Source organism: Paenibacillus sp. 2RAB27, assembly GCF_052115445.1.
Taxonomy (GTDB): domain Bacteria; phylum Bacillota; class Bacilli; order Paenibacillales; family NBRC-103111; genus Paenibacillus_E.
In genome coordinates, this window is record NZ_JBFRGR010000060.1 from 1 (window position 1) to 22,364 (window position 22,364).

The 22,364-nt window shown below is 46.2% G+C and carries 16 protein-coding genes and 1 pseudogene; 13 read left to right on the forward strand and 4 right to left on the reverse strand.

Annotated elements, in window-relative coordinates:
- Nucleotides 1-109 (forward strand): IS3 family transposase (locus AB4114_RS34360; RefSeq protein WP_441989620.1); only part of this gene is annotated, 109 nt, incomplete at its 5' end.
- Nucleotides 110-431: 322 nt separating this feature from the next.
- Entirely contained in the window at nt 432-728 is a 297-nt protein-coding gene (locus tag AB4114_RS34365; protein ID WP_171636989.1) for a hypothetical protein, read from the forward strand.
- A 172-nt stretch (nt 729-900) separates the two neighbouring features.
- Here the strand turns inward: AB4114_RS34365 and AB4114_RS34370 are convergent, their stop codons facing one another.
- Nucleotides 901-3,225, reverse strand: a complete 2,325-nt coding sequence (locus AB4114_RS34370) for a helix-turn-helix domain-containing protein (RefSeq protein WP_441992444.1) — start codon at nt 3,223-3,225, stop codon at nt 901-903.
- Between the two features lie 155 nt (nt 3,226-3,380).
- Between AB4114_RS34370 and AB4114_RS34375 the strand changes: the two genes are divergently transcribed.
- Nucleotides 3,381-4,901, forward strand: a complete 1,521-nt coding sequence (locus AB4114_RS34375) for an extracellular solute-binding protein (protein WP_441992445.1) — start codon at nt 3,381-3,383, stop codon at nt 4,899-4,901.
- Between the two features lie 415 nt (nt 4,902-5,316).
- Here the strand turns inward: AB4114_RS34375 and AB4114_RS34380 are convergent, their stop codons facing one another.
- On the reverse strand, nt 5,317-5,403 hold the full coding sequence (locus AB4114_RS34380) for a putative holin-like toxin (protein ID WP_081787580.1): 87 nt from the start codon (nt 5,401-5,403) through the stop codon (nt 5,317-5,319).
- A 292-nt stretch (nt 5,404-5,695) separates the two neighbouring features.
- On the opposite strand from AB4114_RS34380, the gene AB4114_RS34385 reads away from it, so the two are divergent.
- The 10 genes and pseudogenes from AB4114_RS34385 (at nt 5,696) to AB4114_RS34430 (ending at nt 20,258) form a co-directional block, all read left to right on the forward strand.
- A complete protein-coding gene (locus tag AB4114_RS34385) occupies nt 5,696-7,219 on the forward strand; it encodes an extracellular solute-binding protein (RefSeq protein ID WP_441992446.1) in 1,524 nt (507 codons plus the stop codon).
- 87 nt (nt 7,220-7,306) lie between these two features.
- Nucleotides 7,307-8,257, forward strand: a complete 951-nt coding sequence (locus AB4114_RS34390) for an ABC transporter permease (RefSeq protein WP_441992447.1) — start codon at nt 7,307-7,309, stop codon at nt 8,255-8,257.
- Nucleotides 8,258-8,295: 38 nt separating this feature from the next.
- A complete protein-coding gene (locus tag AB4114_RS34395) occupies nt 8,296-9,171 on the forward strand; it encodes a carbohydrate ABC transporter permease (protein WP_441992448.1) in 876 nt (291 codons plus the stop codon).
- Nucleotides 9,172-9,256: 85 nt separating this feature from the next.
- Complete coding sequence (locus AB4114_RS34400) at nt 9,257-10,381, forward strand: hypothetical protein (RefSeq protein WP_441992456.1); 1,125 nt, start codon at nt 9,257-9,259, stop codon at nt 10,379-10,381.
- A gap of 15 nt (nt 10,382-10,396) precedes the next feature.
- Nucleotides 10,397-10,807 (forward strand): annotated as a pseudogene (locus tag AB4114_RS34405) (glycoside hydrolase family 88 protein); the annotation flags it as partial.
- A gap of 106 nt (nt 10,808-10,913) precedes the next feature.
- Nucleotides 10,914-12,431: a glycoside hydrolase family 28 protein gene (locus tag AB4114_RS34410; protein ID WP_441992449.1), complete on the forward strand. Its 1,518-nt coding sequence runs from the start codon at nt 10,914-10,916 to the stop codon at nt 12,429-12,431.
- Between the two features lie 191 nt (nt 12,432-12,622).
- A complete protein-coding gene (locus AB4114_RS34415) occupies nt 12,623-17,779 on the forward strand; it encodes an S-layer homology domain-containing protein (RefSeq protein ID WP_441992450.1) in 5,157 nt (1,718 codons plus the stop codon).
- 152 nt (nt 17,780-17,931) lie between these two features.
- Nucleotides 17,932-18,642 (forward strand): metallophosphoesterase family protein, encoded by a 711-nt coding sequence (locus AB4114_RS34420; RefSeq protein ID WP_441992451.1) that lies wholly within the window; start codon nt 17,932-17,934, stop codon nt 18,640-18,642.
- Between the two features lie 72 nt (nt 18,643-18,714).
- The gene (locus tag AB4114_RS34425; protein ID WP_441992452.1) at nt 18,715-19,620 is read left to right on the forward strand and encodes an effector binding domain-containing protein; all 906 of its coding nucleotides are present in this window, start codon (nt 18,715-18,717) and stop codon (nt 19,618-19,620) included.
- A 395-nt stretch (nt 19,621-20,015) separates the two neighbouring features.
- Nucleotides 20,016-20,258: an alpha/beta fold hydrolase gene (locus AB4114_RS34430; RefSeq protein WP_441992453.1), complete on the forward strand. Its 243-nt coding sequence runs from the start codon at nt 20,016-20,018 to the stop codon at nt 20,256-20,258.
- A 170-nt stretch (nt 20,259-20,428) separates the two neighbouring features.
- Here the strand turns inward: AB4114_RS34430 and AB4114_RS34435 are convergent, their stop codons facing one another.
- Both AB4114_RS34435 and AB4114_RS34440 read right to left on the reverse strand, forming a co-directional pair.
- A complete protein-coding gene (locus AB4114_RS34435) occupies nt 20,429-20,800 on the reverse strand; it encodes a DoxX family protein (protein ID WP_441992454.1) in 372 nt (123 codons plus the stop codon).
- Nucleotides 20,801-20,889: 89 nt separating this feature from the next.
- On the reverse strand, nt 20,890-21,657 hold the full coding sequence (locus tag AB4114_RS34440) for a DODA-type extradiol aromatic ring-opening family dioxygenase (protein ID WP_441992455.1): 768 nt from the start codon (nt 21,655-21,657) through the stop codon (nt 20,890-20,892).
- Between the last annotated feature and the right edge of the window lie 707 nt (nt 21,658-22,364).

Consider the following 22,364-nt stretch of genomic DNA (forward strand, 5'->3'; position numbering starts at 1 on the left):
TATGTTCGAATACATTGAACTTTTTTATAATCGTAAAAGGATCCATGGTTCTTTGGGTTACCTTTCACCCGTTCGATTCGAAGAAAACTACTATAAAAGTGTTGGTTAATTCTCTTAGCAGGTGTCTACTTTCTTGACAGAGGTCCATTCCTACAGTTATTTTCCTCTCTTTTCCGCCTCTACGCCGAAAAGCCGAAAATTAGCTGTAGGAAATCCATCTAATCGCAGATTCTCAGTGAATCCGCTGAAATTAGCTGTAGTTTTTCCAGCTAAATAGCGCCACTGCTAGTCCCAAGCCACCTTACGCAGCGATTCCCACAGACCCATTCATCCCCGTCGACAAAAATTCCTACAATTCGTCCCCAAAGTGTGACAAACTTCTCACGGAAACTCGGGTACGATTTTAAAAAAAGCGAAAAGGAGATAAGATCATGCAAATTAAGAATAAACAGGACATCAGCTTGATTTTGGACAACTTTTCAAACTTCGCAGAGTGGGACGCAGCAGGGAAGAAGCTTTACCTTGTTTTTGCTGATAAAAAACGTGGAGGTCAATGGACCTTAATGAGTTATGAAGACGAACGATTCAGTGTGCATGGCGTCGGGAAAGATTATGAGGATGCAGAAGAGTTGTTCTTCGATGAGCGTAATCAGGTGCTCTCCTTCCTGTGGGACAACCGTGCCGCGCTTAAAGCAGCGGTCGATTCGAGCCAAGTCGTTTCCGCTTAACCGCGTAGAAACGGAGATCATGTGGACAAGCCTCCTCGAGGCTGTCCTACATCCCGCAAGGCGAACAATAGCCTGCGAAACCACCAACAATCATGTGGTGTCTTCGCAGGCTGTTTGCATTTTCGCAGGCTGTTTGCTTTTCCAGCGGTGGAGGGTGTCTCAGCTCTTCCCCCTAAGTACTAGGCGGCAAGCCCTCCCTCTGCTTATCCCGATACTGACCGGGCGTGAGCCCTTCCTGCTTGCGGAAGGAGCGGATGAAATTCTGCGAGTTGTTGTAGCGCAGCTTCGAGGAGATATCCTTGATCGGCATATCGGTCTCGGAGAGCCATTTTTTCGCCATATTGAAACGATAGTTCGATAAATAATCGCTGAAGGAGCAGTTCGTCTCTTTGCGGAAAATGCTGCTCAAATAATTGGCATTGTAATGCAAGCGAGAAGCGCACTCCTCGAGTGTCAAATCCGTGTCGTAATAGTGCTGCACGAGATCGATAATTTTCTCGGAAATGTTGTGGTACTGCGCATCCTGTCTGTCGCGGTAAATACGGATCAGCGGATGGATGACCTCGGTCCAGAACCAGTCCTCGATCTCGGCGGTCGTGTGCAGGCCGAGCACTTCCTCGAACAAAGAGCCTTTGTTCGGATGAATTTGATTCAAGGCGATGCCGGATTCCTGCATCATCATCAGCAGGTTGTTGAGCAGCCGCGCTAGCGGAATTTGATACTCCTGCGGGGTGAGCTGCGCCGCGAAAACAGCATGCAGCAGCTGCTTCAACAGCTCGCGGGATTTATCCTTTTCGGCTAGCTTAATGCTGTCGATCAGTTCATTCTCAATAGGCTTGGGATAGTTCAAATTCAAGTAATGCTTCCCTGAGTTGATGTTCTCATACTGGATAATAATGCCCTCGCCGAGCTTGATGCGATGCTTCAAAGCCTCGAGCCCTTCTTTATAGGCTAGCGACATCTGGGTAAACGCATGAATCGGCAAGGAAATCCCGATCGAAATGTGCAGCTTCAGGAAATTATAAATATGCTGTTGAACCTGCTCGGTTAGGCTGTACACCTTCGTACGGAAGTCGCTGTCGACGCTGTCCGAGCTGCCAATCATGGTCACAATGGTCTGGTCAATTAGGATCGGCGCTAAGCGCTGCTCCGAAGGGATAAGCTCTTCCATCATGTTGTGCACGGCGAAGAGCAGCAGCTCCATGTCCTTTTTCTCATAGCGAGTGTGATCGATGGCGTCGATTTGGATGGTGATGACGGACATCGTTTTCCAAGCAGCAATATGGTCGGTGTAACCGAATTGGGCAAGTTTCTCTAGCAGCTCAGTCGGTTTAATATGCCCCTGAAAAGCTTTGATCAGGAAGAAGGTCCGTACCTGGCCGATATGCTGATGGACTTCTTTTTCGAGCTGCGATTTCGATTGAAACAACGTATGCACATGCTCGCTGATCATCTGAAATTCATTCGCTTTGCGCTTCTGATTCCCACTCACCAAGCCTCCGATTTGATTCAAAAGGAGCTGGATCGGAGAGTACATTTTACGCGAAACGAGCCATGCGAGCAGCAAAGCAAGAAGCAGCATCAGGACGCAAATATAAATCGTATAGGTTCCGATTTTGCTGGATTCCTTGGTCAAGCTGTCAATCGAAGTCAAGGATAAGTAGGTCCAATTGTTCAGGTTCGAACGCAAATACGTAACGGAATAAGGCTTATCGTGAATGTTGGCGCGGAACTGTCCGCTCTCATCTTCATCAAGGTGTGTCAGGTCGGTCAGACCGGCAGCTGCGATTGATTTTCCGATGAGACCTGGATCCCGATCCATCACAATTCGCTGGTGTTCGTCCATGATGACAATGTCATCGGGATGCTCGCTATCACTTTGAATCATATCCTTCAGGGAGCAGGCAGGGATATTAGCTAAAGCGAGGCCGAATTTATCGAGTCCTGTGGTCGGCAGCTTTTTAACTAGCGAAATACTATATTCACAGGTCACGCTTCGCGCATTTTCTTCGGTGTAAAACCACTCGGATGGATTCAGGATCCACGTGCTATTGTCTTGCGTGTTCATCAGGGATATCAATTTATCAGCAAACGGATAGTTGTCGAAACGGTAGAGCCCTGAATTTTTGATCATCCAATTCTGTTTCGCATTAATCAGGAGAACATCTTCCAGCCTCGTGTCAAAAGATTGCATATACCGAATCTCGCTTCGCAGATCGTCGTACATCATGAAATCGGTTACAGTCAGCGGCATATCCATGGCTTTTTTGAGAACAGTGGAATTGATGACCTGATTTAGTGTATGGTTGACAGTGGTTAATTTCTGCTCTACATTGGAGTTAATTTGGGTGATTAACTGCATTTTCCCTTCGTTTACATTTTTTTGGATTTCACTTGAGGACGTAAAGAAGGCGAAAGCGCCGATAAAGATCACAGGCAGCGTACTAAGCAAGAAGCTGAATATCGTCATTTTGCTAAGAAAACTTAAAGAGCGCATCGCATCCAACACCTTATCTGTTCAAAGAATCATTCGTCAGACTATCTATGTATTGTAGTCAAGAGTGCGGTTCAGATCAATAATCATCTGCCCATGGGATAATCATTATCTCATATTTACCGCCCAAAACACAGCTGTTGCAAGGAGGAGTTAGCATGAGAAGTGGAATAGTTGGCCAGCGGTTTAAGTGGACAGGACGAATGAGTATCGTTCTTATTGTCATCATGTTGATCAGTGCCTGTCAGAGCGACAACACGCCAAAAGCAGAAAATGATAAAGGCGCAGGGCCTGTTATTTCTATTATGGCACCTCTTCATTTTCCGCATCCGCCCATACCTGAGCTTGTCCAAGCGATTGAGAATAAGACGCAAACGAAGCTGGAATTGAATTGGGTTCCGGATGGCATCTACACGGATAAAATGAATACGGCCCTTACGACGAACTCGTTGAAAAAGGCAACCTACGTGAAATATACGGATTACATGCTGATGAAAAATTCGATCCGTTCCGGCGCATTCTGGGATATTGGGCCGTATTTGGATGCGTATCCGAATTTAAAAAAGCTGAATAAAGAGATTTTGGGACAAGCGGCTGTCGATGGCAAAATCTATGGCTTATATACCGAGCGCCCGTCCTCTCGGCAAGGCATTATTATTCGTGAGGATTGGCTGAATAATCTTAAGCTGAAAAAGCCAACGAATTTAAATGAGCTTTATGAGGTTTTAAAAGCGTTCACATATGGCGATCCTGATCGCGACGGGAAGAACGATACGATCGGATTAACGGACCGCAATGATTTGGTGTTCGGTTCCTTTAAGACGCTCAGTTCCTATTTTGGGACACCGAATAATTGGGGTGTTTCCGGAGGTAAGCTTGTACCGGAGTTTGAAACGCAGTCTTACGTCGATGCAATGAATTTCATGAAGAAGCTCTATGATGAGAAGCTGATTAATTCGGATTTTGCCGTAACGAGTAAGGAAGTACAGCGAGATAAGCTGATTCGCGGCACGGCTGGCGTGTACATTGGCAGTATGCAGGATGTGCAGCGTCTTTCCGATGAGGCGCAGTTAGTGAATCCGGAGGCAAGACTGACGTTGGTGAATCATATTGAAGGGCCGCAAGGGTTTCATATTTGGTCCATTCCGAACTATAGTGCGTTATATCTCTTTTCGAAAAAGGCTATAAGAACCGAGGCGGAACTGAAGCAGATGCTGCAGTTTTTTGATCGGACGATGGATAAAGATGTCGCCAATCTCATGAAGTACGGCCTAGAGGGACGGCATTATACGGTTAAAAATGGGCAAATCCAGCTCTCCGAAGAGACGTCGAAGATTCGTGTCAATGAAGTCAACGCGTTGTATGCGCTGATGATCGCCGATCTGAACAACCCGAACGTCATTCCCGTTGTGGAAAGTGAATCTTTGTCCCAGCTGGCCGATACGCTTAGCTTGGATAATGAGAAATATGTCGTCAAGGATCCGACATTAGGCATGGAGTCGAAGACCTACGACGAACGTGGCGTCGAGTTGTACAAAATCATCTCCGATGCGACGTACAATTATATCCTGGGCAAGCTGGATAAAGCGGCTTTTCAACAAGAAATTGAGCGTTGGAAGCGCGGCGGCGGGAATCAGATGATAACGGAGTATAATGAGGCATTTGCGAAAAAGGGGTAGTTGGGTCTCGCACCTGCAAACTCTGGGACATCGTGCGAATAACTGGATTTCCTACAGCTAATTTTGGCGGATTTCATTGGAAAATGCGATTAGATGGAAAATAGGTAGTTAATTTGAGCTACTATTGGCCATAAGAGTAATTTAGCTTAAAATTAGATGGAGGAAATCCATCTAAATCAGAAATTGGGCGCGTTTCGGTGGATTTAGATGGAGGTTTTCCAGTTAAACACCTAAATCTGGTTGAGATAAGTGGTCAAGAGCAACAAGTTAAGTTGCTAGTATAAAACAGGCGTGATAAGATTATAAATAGAAAAGAGACGTGCTACCAACACGTCTCCTGCACAATAATCTGGTGGGCAACCTCCAAGGTATAAGCAAGGTGTAACCCACTGGTTAGGTAGTCAGCCTGAGTGGGTTACTTTCGTTTTTCGATATATGTTAGAAGCGCCAGTATAAACGTACCGAACGCGAGCATAACGATTATCGTTTGGAAAGTTTCCATGGCATCAACCTCCTTTCCGGAGGGAGCCGCACACAAGTTGAGATTGTACTTAATAAATATATCATAACGAGTCTACCAATCGGTAGGCTTTTTCTTTTGTCCGTTTAGGCCTAAAGACTCAATCCCGCAGCCTTAAAGGCCTCCTCAATAATCATCTCCCCTCCCGATAATCATCATCTCACATCCCGCGTCAGACGTGGGTTATATGAGCAAATGATTGTTTCGGCACCCACCACGAACCGTGTAATGTGTGAGTTGTAGCACACCACATTTTCACGGAGGTCAAACCGATATGAAGAGAAATCTAGTTACGATTCCACTAAGCGTACTACTCGTTTCCAGCTTTGCTTTGGCAGCATGCGGAGATAAAGAAACGCCTGCATCAACAACGGCAGCAACGACAACAACAGCACCGAAGCCGACAGACAATACACCGACAGCGATTACCATCATGGCACCACTCAATACGGCACAAACGCCACCAGATACCATTATAAAAGAACTAGAGAAGCTGACGAACACGAAGCTGACGTATCAATTCTTCCCAGCAGACACGTATGAGGAGAAGTTGAATACGACGTTTGCAACAGGAGCACTGCCACAAGTAACGTATTTGAAAAACCAAGCAACCTTCATTCAAATGAAATCCGCGATCCGTGATGGTCAATTCTGGGAGATCGGGCCGCTATTGAAAGACTTCCCTAACCTTAGCAAATTGAAATCCACAACGAATGACAATACGAAAGTGGATGGCAAATTGTATACCTTGTACCGCGGCGTAGACATTGCTCGTCAAGGTCTCATCTACCGTAAGGACTGGGCAGACAAGTTGGGTTTGAAAGCTCCTGCTAATCTAGATGAATTGTTCGCTATGGCGAAAGCGTTTACGGAAAACGATCCTGACGGAAATGGTAAAAAAGACACCATCGGTCTAACCGATCGTAACGATCTGATCTATGGCGCATTCAAAACCGTTGCTGCTTGGCAGGGCACGCCGAATAACTGGGGAACTAAAGATGGCAAGCTAGCTCCGGAATTCATGTTCCCACAATATGTAGCGACGATGGATTATTTCAAAAAAATGCGTGATGGCGGCTACATCAACAAAGATTTCGCTGCTACAAGTAAAACAGATCAACAAAAACTGTTCACAAGCGGAACAGCAGGTATGTACATCGGAGCGATGACGGACGTTTCCACATTGAACAAAGACTTGGTCAAAAACGTACCGACAGCCGTAGTCGATGTGCACAGTATGGTAGCTGGACCTGACGGCAAATTCGCAGCATGGGCACTGCCTGGCTATGCAAACGTCGTGCTGTTCCCGAAATCCGCGAACAAAACAGAAGCAGATCTTCGTAAAGTATTAGCTTACTTCGACAAAATGATGACACCAGAAGTAGCGAACATGGCGAACTGGGGCATTAAAGATGTGAACTACAGCGTAACCGATAACAAAGCGAAGAAGCTGGATGAAGAAAAATGGACACGCGAAGTAAAACCATTCACAGATGCAGCGATTGGTGATGAAGATACGTCTGGCCGATTCTTGGGTATTCCAACGATCCCAGCACAAGGTAAAGCAGATGAATTGAAAATCGCGAACCTGAAGTTCGCTGTTCAAGATCCAGTTGCAGCGCTAGATTCCAAAACAAACCTTGAAAAAGGTGTTCAATTGCAAGCTGTTATCACGGATGCAACGAACAAATACATTTACGGAACACTGGATAAAGCTGGATTTGATAAAGCGATTGATGATTGGAAAAGTCGTGGCGGCAGCAAAATCATCGAAGAATACAACGCACTTAAAAAGTAATTCAGCAACACAGTGTCTGACTAGTCAAGGCGAGAGGGCTGCTTGCACCGCGGCAGTCTTCTCCTTTTAAGGAAAGGAAGAAGTCCTATGCAAGAAGTGAATGTTTCGCAAAGTGTTGTTGCAAGGAAGTCGAGCAGTGAACTGAGCAGGCGTCTGTGGAAAAACAAATGGATTTATGTCATGTTGCTGCCGGGGATTTTGTATTTTATCGTTTTCAAATACATCCCGATGTATGGATTGATCATTTCCTTCCAGAACTACAAGCCTTTCAAAGGAATTACGGGGAGTGAATGGGTCRGTCTCGAGCATTTTCAGCGATTGTTTACAGAGCCGGACTTCTTAAATATTTTGAGCAATACGTTAATCTTGTTCGTTATGAATCTCTTGTTCTATTTCCCCATTCCCATCATCTTGGCGCTCATGCTGAATGAAGTTAGAGGGGATCTCTTCAAGAAAGTGTTTCAAACAATCGTGTACCTGCCTCACTTTATGTCTTGGGTCATTATCGTCTCCATCAGTTTCGTTATGCTGACTATGGACGGCGGCGTTATTAATGAGATGATTACGTATTTCGGCTTTGAAAAGGTGAATTTCTTACTTGCTCCAGAATGGTTCCGACCGATTTATATTCTGCAAGTGATTTGGCGTGAAGCAGGTTGGGGAACGATCATTTATTTGGCGGCGATTGCCTCCATTGACCCCGGATTGTATGAAGCTGCTCGTATGGATGGCGCAGGACGTCTTAGACAAGTGTGGCACATTACGCTGCCGGCGATCCGAAGTGTCATTATTGTTTTACTAATTTTGAAAATTGGTGCGGTTCTCGAGCTCGGTTTTGAACATGTGTATTTGCTTCTTAACTCCATGAACCGAGAAGTTGCTGAGATCATTGATACTTATGTATATACAGCAGGTTTGAAACAAGGGCAATTCAGCTATAGCGCAGCCATTGGTTTGTTCAAATCCTTTATTGGACTTGTTCTGGTGATGATTGTGAATCGGATTGCGAAGAAAATGGGCGAAGAAGGCGTTTACTAGGCTTGTGTAGAGTGTAAGCAGCTAGGAGGTTGAAAGTCGTGGTAGAAGATAAAACAATTGCCGGCAGAACGTTCGGTATCATCAACTATTTGTTATTAACCATTATCGGATTGGTTACGATCATCCCCTTCGTGCACGTGGTGGCAGGTTCCTTCACGACGAGTGCGGAAATGGCGGCGAAGAAATTCGTCCTCATTCCGACGGATTGGAGTATCGAGGCTTATCGATTTATATTTTCGACGAATACGATATTTAAAGCGATGGCGGTCTCGATTGGGACGACGGCTATCGGCACAGTGATTAGTATGTTCATCACAGCGTTGATGGCTTACGGCTTGGCACGCAGAGATGTGGATGGACGTAAAGTGATCATGTTCCTCGTTGTATTCACGATGTTGTTCCACGGCGGGTTGATCCCGACGTTCCTAGTTGTGAAGGAGCTTGGCATGATCGACACCTATGCGGCGTTAATTCTGCCAACAGCGATCAGTGCGTTTAACTTAATTATTTTGAAAAACTTCTTCCAGAACATCCCTGAAGGACTGGAGGAGTCGGCAAAAATTGATGGCTGCAGCGACTTCGGTATCTTGTTCCGTATCGTACTGCCATTGTCGATGCCAGCGATTGCAACGATTTCATTGTTCTACGCGGTAACGTACTGGAACACGTATATGAGTGCGATTCTCTATATCAATGAAAGTGCCAAATGGCCGATTCAGGTTTTGCTTCGCCAAATTGTCGTCCTTGCCAGCGGTATGGACGTAAGCTCAGACTTGGACAGCGTGGCACCACCACCAGCCCAGTCGATCAAAATGGCAGTTATCGTCGTGGCGACCCTTCCGATTCTATTAGTGTATCCGTTCTTGCAGAAGCATTTTGCTAAGGGTGCCATGATTGGATCCATTAAGGGATAGTCGGTGAATGGATTTGACATCACAACACGTAGGTGAGGAAATGCGCATGACAGGTAGGGAAAATCAGAGACAAGATCGACAAGATATGAAGCAAGAGCAAAATCAAAGTACAGAGATCAGTAAATTACTTGTCGAAATGGATCAATTGTTTGATGGTTTTGGAGCGTGGCTTAGCGGACAAATGGATGCGGAAAGTGGCGGGTTCTACTACGCCGCAAGCTCCAGAATGCTGGGCGGCGCTCCAGACATTGAATCAACCGCGCAAGCGTTGAACATTCTGGAACGCTGCGATTGGCTAGATGCTCTGTCCGCAGACATGAAGCGCAGGTGTATCCGCTTCTTTCAAAGCAAGCAAGAGGCATCGTCCGGCTACTTCTATGATGATAATCCATTGATGCGTGAAGATGAAGTGATGGTTGCCCGCGCGATCTCTTATAGTTTGAATGCGTTGCGCAAGCTTGGCGGGCAGCTGCTTCATGCACTGCCTTACGAGGCGCAGCAAGCGCCATCGTACATGTCTTCGCCAGAAGACTACCACACTTGGCTGAAGTCGGTTGAATTAACGAACAGCTGGCGAGGCTGTGATCGACTTTCCACTTCAAACGTGTATGTGAAGCAAGTGGAGCCAGAGAATCGCAGAGTTGAGTTTGCTCAAACCGCATTCGATTTCTTCGCCAATAAACAGGATCCTTTAACCGGTTTATGGGGGGAAGGGTCCTATTATGTGCGGATCTCAGGCACGTTCAAGCTGCACATATTCTATGACCATTTTAACGTGCCGCTGCCAAGAGAAGAAAGAATTTACCAAAGTATCCTCTATACCCTCAGGCATGAGGAAGCGGTGGATATGTGCTATATACGTAATCCGATTCACTTATTGTCGTATATGAAACTACCCATTCCGGCAGAAGATTTGCAAGAGATCATCGCGATTACATTATCGAATATGAAGCGCCTGCTTCGTGCAGACGGCGGTTTTTCTCGTGAACTAGCCCACTCGCCAACAGCGCCTAACGTGGCGCAAGTGAAGGAGGGCGAATACTACCCCGGCATGCCGAAGGCAGTCCATATCGGGGGTGGCGAAGTGGAAGGCGATATGAACGCTGGCACACAGGCATTGTTGATTCGTTCGGTTTGTTATCAGTTAGCTGGTAAGAAAGCGCCACCTCTGACCAAAGGGCCGATGTTCAACGTGTTGGAAAACAATTGAAAGGCGAACCCCGAAACCGGCTGCTCGCCGGAATTCTGGGGGCGTTCACTTGGCTGGTACGGCCTAGCCGTCTCGCAGTTCCTCGACGGGTTGCCGGCAGACGAGCCTGGGCGCGCAGCGCTAGTCAGCTCGCTGCACGACTTCGTGCATGCGTTGATCCGCTACCAGGATGCAGAAAGCGGCCTCTGGTATCAGGTGATCAACAAAGGCGATCAGCCGGATAACTGGCTGGAAAGCTCCTGTACAAGTCTGTTCGTCTACACGATCGCCAAAGCCGTGAATCTTGGGGTTGTTGACCATGAATGTGCGGCAGCAGCGGTAAAAGGGTATGAAGGCTTACTGCGCACATTGAAATTTGATGAGCAAGGAAGAGTTATTTTGCCGCTGATTTGTATTGGAACATCTGCGGGTGACTATGAGAACTAAGTAACGCGTCCAACGAGTGAGAATGATCTGCATGGTGTGGGAGCTTTTGTCATCGCGTGCGTTGAAGTTGAAGCATTGAACAAGTAAGGATCCGAAGGAGCGACCTATGGCGATATATAACATAACGACGTTCGGCGCTGTTGGTGATGGCGAAACCGACAACACGCAAGCGATCGCGGCAGCAATTGAAGCCTGCACGCTACATGGCGGCGGAACGGTATTCGTCCCAGCGGGTACGTATCTCACGGGCAGGATTGAGCTGCGCAGTTACATGACGTTGGAGCTTGAGACGGGCTCGAAGCTGATGTTTACCAGCGAGTTCGACAAGTACCCCCTCGTACAGACGCGCTGGTCAGGCTACGAATGCTACGGGTACTCCCCGCTCATTTATGGGAGAGGCTTGAAGAAGGTATCGATCAAAGGTGATGGCATCATTGATGGGCAAGGCAGATCTTGGTGGCAAGCGTATCGTGAGATTCGCAATGGCGGTACAGTGGATACGGCGCAAACGCAAGACCTCAAGGTGAAGAATCGGGCTTTGCTGGAAACGGTGAAGAGCAATATTGTGGAGTGGGCCTCCCAATTTCTAAGGCCGCCGCTGCTGCAATTGATGGATTGTGAAGGCGTTAGGCTCGAAGGCATAACCTTGCAGAACTCCCCTTTCTGGAATACACATCTCGTCTATTGCTCGGATGTTCAGCTTCACGGGGTTTCGATTAAGAACCCAAATGATACGCCTAATGGCGATGGACTGGATATCGACTCTTGCCAAAATGTACGTATTTCCGATTGCTTCTTCGATGTTGGCGATGATTGTTTGTGCATCAAATCCGGCATCGATGAAGATGGCCGACGGGTGGGCAAGCCTTCCGAGAATATCGTAATTACCAACTGTACGATGTTGAGAGGACATGGCGGTGTCGTGCTCGGCAGCGAGATGGCTGGCGGTATTCGGAATGTGGTTATTTCCAATTGTATTTTCACAGGGACTGATCGTGGCATACGGATGAAAACGAACCGTGCCCGCGGTGGGTACATCAAGAATATTTTGGTCAGCAATATTTATATGGAAGATGTGTTCTGTCCGATAACGATTAACTCGTTCTATCGGCACGGCGTTGACGAAAGCGACCCAATGATCAGCAGCCCAGATGCCGTTCCCGTAACGGAATGCACACCTGTGATTGAACATATTCGGATACATCAAGTAACCGCGAAGCGGACTCGTGCTGCTGCTGGCTTCCTCTATGGACTGCCAGAAATGCCGATTCGTGACGTGCAGTTATCGCATGTACACATCGAGATGACGACGGACCCTGCAGAGCAGGGAGATGAGCCGGACATGGTGCGCGAGAAGTTAATCATGGCTGGCGACGGCATGCTGTGCAAGCATGTGGCGGATTTGGAGCTTCATCATGTGCGTATCGAAACGCGTCAGGGTCCTGCTCTTCGTTTGGAAGATGCGCGTGGCGTCGATGTTCATTCGCTTACGATGAAGGGGAAACATGCCGCGACGCCGGTTGCGCGTGTGACTCGTTCGGAGGATGTGTTCTTCTCTGGAAGGCAATCGACGGAGACTGGCTATCTGGAAGAAGAGAAAGAGACGGTTCGTTCTCGAACGTGAGATTTGGAGTGAAAGGGCGCTGGATGGCGTCCTTCTATCCGAGATACTGTGGTGAACGATATTATTTCACTTTGGAATGAAAGCGCATACAAGAAAATTCCTCGTAAGTTCTACTACAAGATACATACACCTTAGACCCAACGACACAGAATCAGCACTTCTCGCAATCCAATTCAAAGGAGATATGTGACTTGAAAAAACAAAAACGTTTATTGGCTTTCCTAATGACAGTAATTCTAATGTGTTCGATGCTTCCGATTACTGCGCTTGCAGCGGATCCACTACCTATGGTTTCTATTCCAAGCGAAAGTGACTGGAAGGGAAGAGTGTTCGGTGATCTTGGGGGAGATCCGACATCGACCAATTTTAGCATCAGTGAAAAGGCGGATAAAAGCGTTACAATAGGTGTCAATAGCAACAAGGGGAAAATTGCCACTGGTTCGAGTAGCTCCAACCCATCGGAAGGGATTGCTTATTATTTTAGAGACATTAATCCCAATGAGAACTTTGAATTGTCGGCTAAAGCGACTGTAGATGCTTGGGGGGCGGCCAATAGCCAAATTTCATTCGGTATCATGATGCGCAGTAATGTTATGACCGACAATAAAACGCAATCGGGATATACAGGTGATTACATCGCATTGGGCGCACTAGATCAAAAAATGGAAGCTTTCTACAAACAAGGAACATTCAATAATACATCTAATCCTACGAAAAAAATCGCTACATATACCGCTACTCCACCCAACCAAGGGATTGAATATGAGATAAGTATCAAAAAATCAGGAAATGCTTATGCGTTGAGAATTGGCAACGAAACGAAGGTCATTAATGATTTTACAGGAGATATTGCTTACGCAGGTCTCTATTCGTCCAGGAACACAACGGTTACCTACCGTGATGTAACCTTCACCAAGGACACAAGAGCCCCTCTTAGCCTAAAAGTGGATGCTGACGCCATGAAAAAAGATTATTACGTTAGTGACAGCCTTGATTTAACAGGATTAAAAGTTACGGCTGTCTATGAGGGGAATGTTGAGAAAGAGCTGTCGACGAGCGACTATATTGTCTCTGGATTTAATAATACGAAAGCGGAACCGAGTTTCATTACTGTAAATTTTAACGGGAAAACGGCATCTATTCCGTTAACCTTTCAGCCTTTAATCGTAACCGGGATAGACATTAAATATCAGCCTGCCAAGACGGACTATTACCCTGGTGAAGCCTTTGAACCTCAGGGTCTGACCGTGTTAGGACAATACAATTATGGTAGTAATTGGGTAGAGATGGCAAGTAGTCAGTATACATTATCTATTTCTCCAGAAGCTGATGTAAGTGTAACGAATGCAACATATACATTCAAACCAACTGCAACACCTGGCACTAAAACGGTAACAGTGAGTTCCACCGTCACTTCGTCTACCTATACCACGCTTAATGTGTCGGTTAACAATGCGCAATTGACAGGTCTAGAAGTTAGAGAGTTGCCTTTAAAGACGGAATACTTTGTCGGGGACAAATTCGTTCAAGACGGCGTAGCTGTGTACGCAAAGTATAGTGATAATACGGAAGTAAAGCTTTTGAGAAGCGAATTTGCCATTACTCCTGCAGACATGAGTACAGCAGGCACGAAGACATTACAGGTCTCTACTAGTAAAGGGACACCGACAGCTCCATTTACGATTACTGTTTGGCCACAAGAAATCATTGGCAGCCAAGTAACGATATATCCTAGAACGACGTATGCGATTGGTGAAGATTTTGATAAAGCAGGTATGGTTGTATCGGCGGTTTACAGCAGTAAGCTAGAGGAACTGCCAGATGCTCAGTATACGGTTAATACCAACGCTTTCGATAAAACGACACCAGGCGTGTACGACATCGTTATCGTTCCGAATAATGCTGCAATCCCTCAGACCATCCTTAAAGTAACAGTAGTTGAGAATAAAACGTATGAGTGGAAATCGATTCGTTTTGGACAATCCACATCGAGTACGAATAATAAAGTAACGGTAAACGCAAATGGTTCGGTAAAGCTTGAAGCGCTGGAAGGCGGCGGTAAAGTGACCGGCGACCATGACGGCATAACTTTCTACTACACGGAGTTGGATGCAAGGAAGGATAACTTTGAATTGTCGGCAGATATCAAGGTTGAAGCGTATGCCAAAGAGCCACAGGATGGTCAAGAATCGTTCGGAATTATGGCTAGAGATGCTATCGGTACGCAGGGTGATTCTACGGTATTTGCGTCCAACATTGCGGCAATTGGTGGTTACAGCGGAGGAACGACTTTGCCAAATGGTACACAATTGTTCGTTAGAACAGGTGTTACTACGCCGGATGGGGCAGGCAGTAAAGGTATTCAAAGCAGTATGCTCAGCTCGGTTAGACCTGCGGCAAGCAATACGGCAACCAATTATAAGCTCACGTTAATCAAATCGAACAACGGATTCACTGGCAGATTAAATAACGGGACAAGTGCTGAAATCTATGCACCGGATATTATGACAATTCAAGATGGCGTTAAGATGTATGTAGGTTTCTATACGGCTAGACTTGCAACGATTGTAGTAAGCAATATGGAGCTGAAAGTTACCTCTGCGGATACGGATACACCTATGCAAGCACCATCTCCACAGCCTGTCGTGCCCGATGTTAACTTTGTAGGTCTAACACGAACTTCTGTAACTGCATATACCTTAGGCTTGTTATCCAATGTGAACGGGAAAGTTACGATTAAACAAGGACCCAACGTCATCGAACAAAATGCAGTTATGGAAGCGGGTAAGCTGGTTTCTATAAATAGCACGGTTACTGCAAATACGTATACCAACTTTACAGCAACTTTCGTGCCAGACGATACGCAGTATCTGACTAGCTATAATAAAATCGTCAAAAATCATACGGTCGATATGAAAACTTATGTAGATAACGGTGACATCTATGTATCGATAACAGCGACTAGTAGCGGAACAGGTACCATCGATAGCCCGCTTGATTTGGACACTGCGATTGATTATGTTCTGGCCGGTCAAAAAATCATCCTGCAGGATGGACGATATGTACGCACCGCTAAACTGGATATCAAGAAAGGCAATGACGGTAGGGTGGATGCGATGAAATATTTGGTCGCGGCCCCAGGTGCCAAGCCTATTATCGATTTTGACAAAAGATCAGAAGGCGTTGTGCTGAGTGGTAATTACTGGCAAGTAAAGGGTATTGATTTTACTCGGTCAGCAGCAAATACCAAAGGCTTTACAGTTGGCGGCAGCAACAATATCGTGGAAAGCAGCAGATTTTATGACAATGGAGATACAGGCCTCCAAATAAGCCGCACAGATGTGACGGAGTCCAATAAATCGCTGTGGCCTTCCAACAATCTCATTCTAAATTGTGAATCGTTTGATAATGTGGATCCCTCGAATAACAATGCGGATGGCTTTGCTGCCAAATTAACATCGGGCACAGGCAATATTTTCAGAGGTGACATTGCCCATAACAATATTGATGACGGTTGGGATTTATACACGAAAGCAGGTACAGGTGCTATTGGCGCCGTGATCATTGAAGACAGTATCGCTTATAACAATGGTACTTTGACGAACAATCGTGTAGGCGATGGTGATAAAAACGGCTTTAAACTGGGTGGTGAAGGCATTCGTGTCAACCATATCATCCGTAACAGCATGGCATTTGGCAACGGTGCATATGGATTTACGAATAATAGCAATCCAGGCGTTATAGCTGAAAACAATATTGGCTTTAACAATGCGAGAGGAAACTTATACTTCCAACCGTATGCAGATAAACCATCCTACTTTAGCCTAAGTGGATTTGTATCCTATCAAAAGGATTATGCTTCTAAAGACAGTTTTCCAGCAGAACTAAAATCAGACAATAACTATATGTTTAATGGTACAGTCTCAGCTAATCGATCAGGTGTATCCCTTTCAAATGCTAATTTTGTAAGTTTGACAGCATCCCTGCCATATCAAAGAAATGCAGAAGGAAACATAATTAGAGGAAGCTTCCTTCAATTTATTGCACCTCAAGCATCGACTGATAATTCACCTGGAGGTTCTGGGGGTTCAGCACCAGCTGCTCCAACAATCATTGATGGCGGCGTACAAGTATCAATCGCCCCAGTGAATCAAACGATTAATGGGAAAATTGTTGCGGTCGTTACGGTAGATGGCGGCACATTGGGGAAAGCATTTGATGCACTCAAATTGAATGAATCCAACAAGCAAAAGATTACGATTGATGTCAATAGCACGGAAGGGACTGCTAAAGTTCAGATGGATGCTAACGCCTTATCGGCAGGTCTGAAAAACGCGCCAGATGCAGTGTTGTCCATTAAAAGTAATGAGGTTACTTACGATCTCCCTGCCAAATCGTTGGAACTTGCGAATATAGCGACAGCGCTTGGTACTGATGAAAGCAACGTGAAAATTAATATCACGATTGAAAAAGTAACGGGCCCTACGGCTGAACTAATTAACGCTAAGGCGAAACAAGCTGGATTAACGCTGCTTTCTGGCGCAGTTGATTTCACGATTACCGCGGAAGCCAATGGGAAGACTGTAACGGTAGACAATTTCGGGAATACGTACGTGCCAAGAACGATTACGTTGGTTAAAACAGTAGATGCCAATCAACTAACTGCGGTATTGTTCAACCCGGAAACCGGAGAGATGTCTTTCGTTCCAGCGGTAGTAACAACCGTAAATGGCAAGGCAGAGGTTACAATCAAACGTCAGGGTAACAGTATCTACACCGTTGTTCAATCTTCGAAGACTTTCGATGACGTAAAAGGACATTGGGCGAAGAATGAGATCGAATTGTTGGCTTCCAAATTAGTGATCAAGGGTACTTCGGAAACGACTTTTGGACCTAACAATCACGTTACGCGTGCCGAATTTGCGGCCCTACTGGTTAGATCACTTGGCTTAAAAGAAGAGGGATCAACACGTTTCACGGATGTACCTGCTAACAGTTGGTTTGCGGGGACGGCAGGCGCATCGGCAAAAGCTGGATTAATTGAGGGCTTTGAAGATAACACATTCAGACCGAATGAAAGAATCACGAGAGAGCAGATGGCGGTCATGATCACGCGAGCGATGACATTTGCCGGGAAATCAGTTGCTGTTGACCTTAAGCAATTAGTCAAATTTACGGATAGTAAGAGCTTGAGTACGTGGTCCCAAAATGCCGTAGCTGAGGCGGTAAGCGCTGGTATTGTAAACGGCGTAACCGAAACGGAATTTGTCCCGGCAGCTTCAGCGACTAGAGCGGAAGCCGCGGTCATGCTGAAGAGATTCTTACAATTTGTTCAATTTATCAATTAATTTCTAGTTGCAGGACGTCCGCTCAGGGCGTCCTTTTTCCTGCTTCCACAAGGATTTCCATAATTAAGGAAGCTCGCAAGTGACGAAATATGCTAAAATAAGCTTCATATACATGGGAGTTTGACAAGAGAGAACATCAGGGGGAACCGTCTATGAAACGATTGCTAGCTGTCAGCGATATCCACGGCTGTGCGGATGAATTTAAGGAATTACTAGATAAAGCAAAGTTTAATGCGGACGAGGACCAGCTTATTTTGCTAGGAGACTATGTAGACCGCGGGCCAGCAAGTCGGGAGACTGTGGAGCATGTGATGTTCCTGGTGCGTGAGAAGGGTGCAATTGCGCTCAAAGGGAATCATGATCAGCGCTTTTTGGAAGTGATGGGCGGTACCGATGACTTGACGGAAATGAAGTTTTTTGAGCATGGGGGCATCCAGACGTTCCAAAGTTTTGGCGGAGTCAGGGACTTTGACTTGAAAACAGCAAAAGAACGCATTCGGGCGAATTGCAGTGAGCATCTGGCCTTTTTACGTGAGCTGCCGCTTTATTACGAGAATGACACGCATATTTTTGTCCATGCCGGGCTGAATCCCGCTTATGTAGATTGGAAAACACAGCCGGAGCGGGACTTTATTTGGATTCGTGCACCGTTTGTGCAACAGAAAACAGTTGTGAAGAAGATTGTTGTATTTGGACATACGACGACGAAGGATATTCATGGGAAAGCGGAAGTGTGGTTTGATACGGACAAAATCGGGATCGATGGCGGTTGTGCCTACGGCCTGCAGTTGAATCTTCTTGAAATTAAGGGGAAGAATCAATACAAGACGTATTCCGTTGCTTCCAAAGGAAGTTGGAAATAAGGAGCAAGAAATATCAAGAAGCGTAGTTCCGAATGACGTAAACTGAGGTTAGGAAGTTGAAGGGGGCAGACGATGGACACCAATTATGAGACGCGGATTCAGAGGACGCTGGATCATATTGAGGAGCATCTGTCGGGTCCGCTGTCTGTTGAATGCTTAGCCGAGGTCGCCTGTTTCTCTGCCTTTCATTTTCATCGGGTTTTTCAAACGATGGTAGGCGACGCGGTGATGGAGTATGTGCGCAAAAGGAGATTAGCGAGAGCCGCTTTTCAAATCGCACACACCGAACAGAAGTTGATCGATATCGCCCTCGACAATGGCTTTGGGTCCCCGGAGAATTTCTCTAGGGCATTCAAAAAGGTGTTTGAACGTACGCCGCTTGCCTATCGCAAGCAAGGCATACGACCGCCTAACTATCCCAAAGTGAATGTGCTGGATCGGAAATTTAATCCCTATTTAGGAGGAATACGTATGGATTACGCATTGAAAACGAAACCTAGTTTTAAACTAATTGGATATGAATTGAAGACTTCCTGCAAGGAGGGGCAGAATCACCGAGATATCCCGTTGTTCTGGCAGACGTACATGCAAGAAGGGTTAGGGCAACATATTCCGAACCGTGTTCACACAGGGGTGCCCGTTGAGATTGGAGTTTGTGCGGATTTCAACTTGGAGAGCGGGGATTTGACTTACATCATTGGGATGGAGGCAACGAGCTTCGAGGACGTTCCTGAAAATATGGTATGTCGCGAGTTTCCAGAGGCGAATTACGCTGTATTCACGACACCGAAGGTGAAGCAAGAGCAGTTTGTGGCTTCGATTCAAAGTACGTGGCAGACGATTTTCACGGAATGGTTTCCTCATTCAGGGTACGAGCATGCGGGGAGTGCCGAGTTCGAATACTACGATGAGCGCTGTCATGCGAACCTGCATGAACTAGTGGAGATGGATATTTATATTCCAATCAAAGCGAAGTAAGCCGTGGAAATAGGATAGGTGCAGGATGTAACAAATGAGGAATCAATTGTCACGCAAATGACATCTGAATTTCATCTCGCTTTAAGGTTCGGAGCCTATAATGAAATTCGACCCCCTTTTAATATATATACCTTAGACCTGCGGCCCGTTGCTGTGGGTCTCTTTTTTTGTGCGGAGTCGGTGAAAAGGGCAGTGACTTGCAACCAATCTTTGAATCGATATCCCAAGAGATGATAGACGCGTTTTACTTGAACATTTCTGATCATGAAAAAGAAGAGCTGCTTCATATTTTAAAAAAGATTTATAGTAACTTATAAATTTTTTTGCGTGAATAGTTTGATATAAACACAAAAGCCTCCTTTGCTTTTCATACATGCGCCTTTACAGGAAGTTGGATGTGGAGCAAGTATATACTTCACTTCATCGACGAAGGTTGGGAATGCTATGTCATGAACTTGAGAAGTCACTATAAAAGTAGGCAACTAGATATGACTCGTATAACTTTCGAGGATTATTTGGAGGATATTCATGAGGCTATTGCTGAGTGTTGTGCTCCTCCGATTCTTATCGGATTTAGCATGGGAGGAATCTTGAGTGAGAAGGTGGCTGAAACCGTCAAGATCGCCGGGGTAGGGTGACCGCGGAGCATCTTCGTGCTGAGTATAGAGGGCTTTGGCATACCACGCATACTGGCGTGCTTGTAGGACAGAGATATAAGGAAGCGGTAGATGCAATTATGGGATGGTTAAAGGGAATTTAAAAGCGTGCGGGCCATAGGCTCGCACGCTTTTTTACTTGGTGGCGCCGCTTAGGCCCTCGCTCGCTCCTGTCCGCGCGAGCTTCGGATAACGAGGAATATCGCCATCGCGAGGAAGATCAGCAGCGGTATCGATGTCCGCATCCCCTCGTGGGAGCGGATATGGGTCAGCATTGCGCTCGCCATAATCATGGCGATAACACCAGCGGAGAGCAGGCTAATCCGCGGGTGCCAAAGGCCGATGATGAGCCCGGCTCCTGCGACGAGTTCGACGGCGCCGACGATATACATGAAACCTACACTGTACCCGTAGGTCGATGTGAAGACTTCCATTTGCAGCTCATGGGTGGACAGCTTCAAAATCCCGAACATGACAAACGCTGCTGCCAATAAGATTTGAATGATGCGAGTCGTCCATGTCAATGCCTGAGCACCTCTGTTTGTTGAAATTGGTTATGTTAGCATGTGCAACCTAACCAATTTCATGCGGGTAGTCATGCATGCAGCGCTACTTAGAATGAAACGGCCAAATAGCTCAGCGATCCAACCTCGTAGCTGCGGTGGATGATCTGGACTGGCCGCTCAGGATCACCGCTCCCCATCGCGATGTAGAGCGGGATGAAATGCTCAGGGCGCGGCACGGCCATCTTCGCATTAGGGGCTTCCGTGGCGTAGTTGAACAACGCATCTAGATTCTTAGCTTGCATATTGGCGGCAAGCCAATCGTCAAAAGCGACCGCCCAAGCATCCGGCTCGGTCGCATTCCAGTTCAACGCGCGCAGGTTATGCACGGTGGCGCCGCTGCCAATGATCAGGATGTCTTCCTGATCCAGGCCACGCAGAGCTTCGCCGATTCGGTACTGCTCGGCAGGTGGCAAATACGGATTCACCGAAATTTGAACGACGGGAACTTCAGGTGTAGGGAACATCCGTAACAATGGTACCCATGAGCCGTGGTCTAGGCCGCGTGTACTATCGAGCAGAACAGGAATACCATTCGCTTGAAAGCGCTCCGCGATCGATTGTGCCAGTGTGGCATCCCCTTTGGCTGGGTATTTTAATTGGAAAAGCTCATCAGGAAAGCCGCGGAAATCATAGATGGTTTCATATACATCATTTGTGGAGGAAATGGTAAGTACTTCGGTTTCCCAATGCGCGGTGAAAATAACGATGGCTTTGGGTGACAGCTTTTTACCGTACTCGAGTAAAAATTGCGTACAAGCAGTATCCTGCAGCGCCATCATCGGTGAACCGTGCCCCACAAAAATCGGTGAAATCATGGAAAAACATCTCCTTTTATATGTTTAATGTACTTAAATATATTTAATTACTTTATGTAACTAATGATACGCTTTTGATTCTTCTGCGTCAAGTAAGTAAATTACTTTTTGTTAGTTTGTTGGAGGGGGAGGAGTTAAGCGTGTGGGTGAGGGATGAGGATGAGAGTGGGGAAGTGAAGTGGGGGGAAGCTGTTAGATGAAGTGAGTTGAGTAGATTAGAGTAGAGGTGAAGTGAAGTGAAGTGAAGTGAAGTGAAGTGAAGTGAAGTGAAGTGAAGTGAAGCTAGTTGACGTGCCGTGAGGGGAGAGGGGGAACTGGAGTAGAGTAGAGTAGAGTGTAGCGTAGTTTAGTGAGAGTAAGAGTGAAAGTGAAAGTGAAAGTGAAAGTGAAAGTGAAAGTGATCCCACCCTAAGGCCATCTGAGCGCCTCTATCCGCACGCCGAGGGAGGTTGGTGCAAATAACTGGATTTTCTCCCGCTAATTTGAAGGGGGAATGTCTTTTTAAACGAATAACTGGATTTCCTACAGCTAATCCCTTCAATTTTTGGTCTATATGCCGAATCCTCTGAAGCCCCCTAATTGGATTGGAGTCATCAATATGCAATAAGGTACAATATCGGTGAGGGGGAATGAAATGTATGAAAAGCAATATCCTTTATGATGAGCAACGCATCAAAGTAGCCCAAGAGGCTCTTAGCGGAACTAAG

Excerpts from the sequence above, each read along its gene's own strand:
- AB4114_RS34365 (WP_171636989.1), top strand. The coding sequence starts at position 432 with ATGCAAATTAAGAATAAACAGGACATCAGCTTGATTTTGGACAACTTT.
- AB4114_RS34370 (WP_441992444.1), bottom strand. The coding sequence starts at position 3,225 with ATGCGCTCTTTAAGTTTTCTTAGCAAAATGACGATATTCAGCTTCTTG.
- AB4114_RS34375 (WP_441992445.1), top strand. The coding sequence starts at position 3,381 with ATGAGAAGTGGAATAGTTGGCCAGCGGTTTAAGTGGACAGGACGAATG.
- AB4114_RS34380 (WP_081787580.1), bottom strand. The coding sequence starts at position 5,403 with ATGGAAACTTTCCAAACGATAATCGTTATGCTCGCGTTCGGTACGTTT.
- AB4114_RS34385 (WP_441992446.1), top strand. The coding sequence starts at position 5,696 with ATGAAGAGAAATCTAGTTACGATTCCACTAAGCGTACTACTCGTTTCC.
- AB4114_RS34400 (WP_441992456.1), top strand. The coding sequence starts at position 9,257 with ATGAAGCAAGAGCAAAATCAAAGTACAGAGATCAGTAAATTACTTGTC.
- AB4114_RS34410 (WP_441992449.1), top strand. The coding sequence starts at position 10,914 with ATGGCGATATATAACATAACGACGTTCGGCGCTGTTGGTGATGGCGAA.
- AB4114_RS34420 (WP_441992451.1), top strand. The coding sequence starts at position 17,932 with ATGAAACGATTGCTAGCTGTCAGCGATATCCACGGCTGTGCGGATGAA.
- AB4114_RS34425 (WP_441992452.1), top strand. The coding sequence starts at position 18,715 with ATGGACACCAATTATGAGACGCGGATTCAGAGGACGCTGGATCATATT.
- AB4114_RS34430 (WP_441992453.1), top strand. The coding sequence starts at position 20,016 with ATGTGGAGCAAGTATATACTTCACTTCATCGACGAAGGTTGGGAATGC.
- AB4114_RS34440 (WP_441992455.1), bottom strand. The coding sequence starts at position 21,657 with ATGATTTCACCGATTTTTGTGGGGCACGGTTCACCGATGATGGCGCTG.